General features: G+C 64.0%; 3 protein-coding genes. All 3 read right to left on the bottom strand.

All coding sequences use genetic code 11. The features are described 5' to 3' along the window. Window positions 1-172 precede the first annotated feature (172 nt). The 3 genes from AC1DO7_RS39975 to AC1DO7_RS39985 all read right to left on the bottom strand — a co-directional run bounded on the left by AC1DO7_RS39975 (window position 173) and on the right by AC1DO7_RS39985 (window position 3790). Window positions 173-772: a barstar family protein gene (locus tag AC1DO7_RS39975; protein ID WP_477117472.1), complete on the bottom strand. Its 600-nt coding sequence runs from the start codon at window positions 770-772 to the stop codon at window positions 173-175. Next, window positions 769-1125: a guanyl-specific ribonuclease gene (locus tag AC1DO7_RS39980; RefSeq protein WP_441617915.1), complete on the bottom strand. Its 357-nt coding sequence runs from the start codon at window positions 1123-1125 to the stop codon at window positions 769-771. Before AC1DO7_RS39980 ends, AC1DO7_RS39975 begins: the two co-directional genes overlap by 4 nt. Before the next feature lie 340 nt (window positions 1126-1465). Continuing rightward, window positions 1466-3790 carry an NADP-dependent malic enzyme gene (locus tag AC1DO7_RS39985; RefSeq protein ID WP_441617700.1) on the bottom strand — a complete coding sequence of 775 codons (2325 nt, stop codon included), beginning with the start codon at window positions 3788-3790 and terminating at the stop codon, window positions 1466-1468. Between the last annotated feature and the right edge of the window lie 170 nt (window positions 3791-3960).

Below are 3960 nucleotides of genomic sequence, written 5' to 3' on the forward strand. Positions count from 1 at the left end.
GACAAGCTCACCCCGCAGGGCCACGTACCGCCTGCTGCGTGAAGTGCGGACGAAGGCGGCGCTGAAACGCAGGGCGCCGACCGGCTCCGGGTAGACGAAAGGCCCGCTCAGGCGGGCCTTTGTCTTTGCTGCGCGCCCGCCGCGGCTGGCGCGGTATCAGGCGAGGCGGGTGTCAGGCAAACGAGTAGAACACGCGGAACTGGACCTTGCGCTCGGCCCAGAACTCGGCCGCGTCGCGGAACACGTCGAGCAGCACCTCGCGGCCTTCCTTGTCGAACTTCTGCGCAATGGGCAGGCCTTCGAGCACGATCACGAAGCCGGGCTGCGCACCGGCCTTGTGGATCAGGTCGGTCAGGCAGTCAGCCAGGGCATCGAAGTTCTTGCCGAAGTGCTTCGGAAACAGGAAGCTGGTGGCGATGGTGTCCAGCACCTCCGCCTTGCTTTGGCAATGCGCGCAGTTGGCGTACAGGAAATGCTGGCCGAGCTCCGCCGCCGCCTGGGCGAGTTCGGGCACGCGGAACGCGCGGATAGACTGGACGATGTTCGGACGCACCGTCTTGAACAGGTTCATGGCTCCMTCTTGGCTGCCGTCGGTGCCGGCTGCGGGAACGGGTGCGAGCGGCGGTTGGTGCGAGAGCTCGTTGCGAGGCATCATCAACACGTTGTCGTAAAGATTCTGGGCCTGGGTCTGGGCCCGCTGCCAGCCATCTCCGGCGCCGCGCTCTTCGCGGGCGGCAAGGGCGTCGCCCAATCCGAAAATGTCAGTCATCATTTGGCTATCCGTTTGAAACTGTTGTAGTGGTCGTCCGTGTAGTAGCAGTCGTTGGTGGCGCGTTGATCACCGCCACATACGATGCGTCTGGCTCCCCGGTTCCGGCTGTTAGTTTTCACCGTGTATTCGCGGTAATAGTCGCGCGACTTCTGCGGCAGGATGCGCTCGTAGTTGCCGAACCTCGAGCCATCCTTGGCGTAGGGAAACGGGCCACCCGCTTCGATACGCTCCATCGTCGTTTGCGCTTCGTTGGGCAACTGCTGCAGCGAGATGGTTCCCGTGCCGGCGTCTGCCGTCTGCCGCGCCAGCACTGGCTGGGCCAGCGCGCACGATACCGCCGCGACCGCCAGCACCCGGCCTGCTGCCCGTGCCAGCCCTGCGGCTGAAATCCATCGCGATGCGCGCTGCGTCAGAGAAATCTGGGAACCCACGTTGCTTGTCTTGTTGGGGAGGACGCGATAACGATGGCATCGCGCAAATGTGCATTCCGCGCGCACTTCAAGGCCATAAGGTTACGCGCATGCCGCTAAATAATCAATCCCCGCCCCTCGGAACAGACGAAAACTCCAATTGTTTCAAGGTGTTATTAACATGTGTGCACCCACTTACCCCAGGCTTTGCGTCACACCGGGGCACAAGGGGCGGGACGAAAAAAAAGCCGGGCAAGCCCGGCTTTTCTCGGCAGGTAGCGGCTTAGCGCTTGGCGGCCGCGTCCACCACCACCAGCGACGTCATATTGACGATACGCCGCACGGTGGCCGAAGGCGTCAGGATGTGCACCGGCGCCTTGACCCCGAGCAGGATCGGCCCGATCGCCACATTGTTGCCCGCCGCGACCTTGAGCAGGTTGTACGAGATGTTGGCGGCGTCGATATTCGGGCACACCAGCAGGTTCGCCTCGCCCTTGAGCGCGCCATCCGGCACCAGCGTCTCGCGCAGCTTGGGATCGAGAGCGCAATCGCCGTGCATCTCGCCGTCCACCTCGAGCTCCGGCGCACGTTCGCGCAGGATCGCCAGCGTTTCGCGCATCTTCTGCGCCGAAGCGGCCTCCGAGGTGCCGAAGTTCGAATGCGACAGCAATGCAACCTTGGGCTCGATGCCGAAGCGCTTGAGCTCTTCCGCGGCCATGATGGTGATCTCGGCCAGCTGGCCGGCGGTCGGGTCGACGTTGACGTGCGTATCGACCAGGAAGATCTGGCGGCCCGGCAGGACCAGCCCGTTCATCCCGGCGTAGACCTCATTGGTGCCGCCCAGGATCTGGTCGATATAGCGCAGGTGCGCGGCAGTGGTACTGACCGTGCCGCAGATCATGCCGTCGGCCTCGCCCTTCTTGACCAGCATGGCGCCGATCAGCGTGGTGCGGCGGCGCATTTCCAGCTTGGCGTACTGCTGGGTGACGCCCTGGCGGGCCATCATCTTGAAGTAGGCCTCGGAGTAGTCGCGGAAGCGCGGGTCGTTCTCCGGGTTGACCACGGTGAAGTCAACGCCGCCGCGCAGGCGCAGGCCGAAGCGCTCGATGCGGTGGGCGATCACGGCCGGGCGACCGATCAGGATCGGGTTGGCCAGCTTTTCGTCGACGATCACCTGCACCGCGCGCAGCACGCGCTCTTCCTCGCCCTCGGCGAAGACGATGCGCTTCTTCTCCATGTCGACCTGACGGGCGGCCGCATAGATCGGCTTCATCAGGGTGCCCGAATGGTAGACGAACTGCTGCAGTTGCAGACGGTAGGCGTCCATGTCGGCGATCGGGCGCGCGGCCACGCCGGACTTCATGGCGGCCTCGGCCACGGCCGGTGCGATCTTGACGATCAGGCGCGGATCGAAGGGCTTGGGAATCAGGTACTCGGGGCCGAACGACAGGTCCTGGATGCCATAGGCAGTGGCGACGATGTCGCTCTGCTCCTGGCGCGCCAGYTCCGCCACCGCGTTGGCGGCAGCAATTTCCATCTCACGCGTGATGGTGGTGGCGCCGCAGTCCAGCGCGCCACGGAAGATGAAGGGRAAGCACAGGACGTTGTTGACCTGGTTCGGGTAGTCGGTGCGACCGGTGGCCATGATGGCGTCGGGACGCACCTCCTTGGCCAGCTCCGGCATGATTTCCGGATTGGGGTTGGCCAGCGCCAGGATCAGCGGCTTGTCGGCCATGCCCTTGATCATCTCGGGCTTGAGCACGCCGGCGGCGGACAGGCCCAGGAAGATGTCGGCGCCGTCGATGACTTCGGCCAGCTTGCGCTTGTCGGTCTTCTGCGAGAAACGCGCCTTTTCCGGGTCCATCAGCTCGGTGCGGCCTTCATAGACCACGCCGGCCAGGTCGGTCACCCAGATGTTCTCGAGCTTCATGCCCATGTCGACCAGCAGGTCCAGGCAGGCCAGCGCCGCGGCGCCCGCGCCCGACGCCACCAGCTTGACCTTGCCGATATCCTTTCCGACCACCTTGAGGCCGTTGATCACGGCCGCGCCCACCACGATCGCGGTGCCGTGCTGGTCGTCGTGGAAGACGGGAATCTTCATCCGCTCGCGCAGCTTGCGCTCGACGTAGAAGCACTCCGGCGCCTTGATGTCTTCGAGGTTGATGCCACCGAAGGTCGGCTCCAGCGCGGCGATGATCTGGACCAGCTTCTCGGGGTCCTTCTCGTCGATCTCGATGTCGAACACGTCGATGCCGGCGAACTTCTTGAACAGGCCGGCCTTGCCTTCCATCACCGGCTTCGAGGCCGCGGGGCCGATATCGCCCAGGCCCAGCACGGCAGTGCCGTTGGTGATCACGCCAACCAGGTTGCCGCGCGCGGTATAGCGGAAGGAGTTGGCCGGGTCGACCACGATCTCCTCGCATGCAGCGGCCACGCCGGGCGAGTAGGCCAGCGCCAGGTCGCGCTGGTTCGACAGCGGCTTGGTCGGCGTGACCGAGATCTTCCCTGGGGTCGGAAACTCGTGATATTCCAGGGCAGCTTTGCGCAGCGCCTCACGCTGCTGCTGCTTCAGGTCGTCTTGGGGCGTGGGCTGCTGGGGACTGGTCATCGGCGCATCTTCCGGTCGGTGGAACCGTTATTGACGTTGTCGGAAACGAAAGGGCGGGCCGGTTCCACGTACCCGCGTTCTCTTCCTTTTGAACCTGGCATTTTATATTGTGAAATATTATTTCACAATAAGCGTTTTGCGCGTGGCAGCTTTGCGTTTCGGTACAATAT

The sequence above is a fragment of the Cupriavidus sp. 05N40 genome (assembly GCF_056397305.1).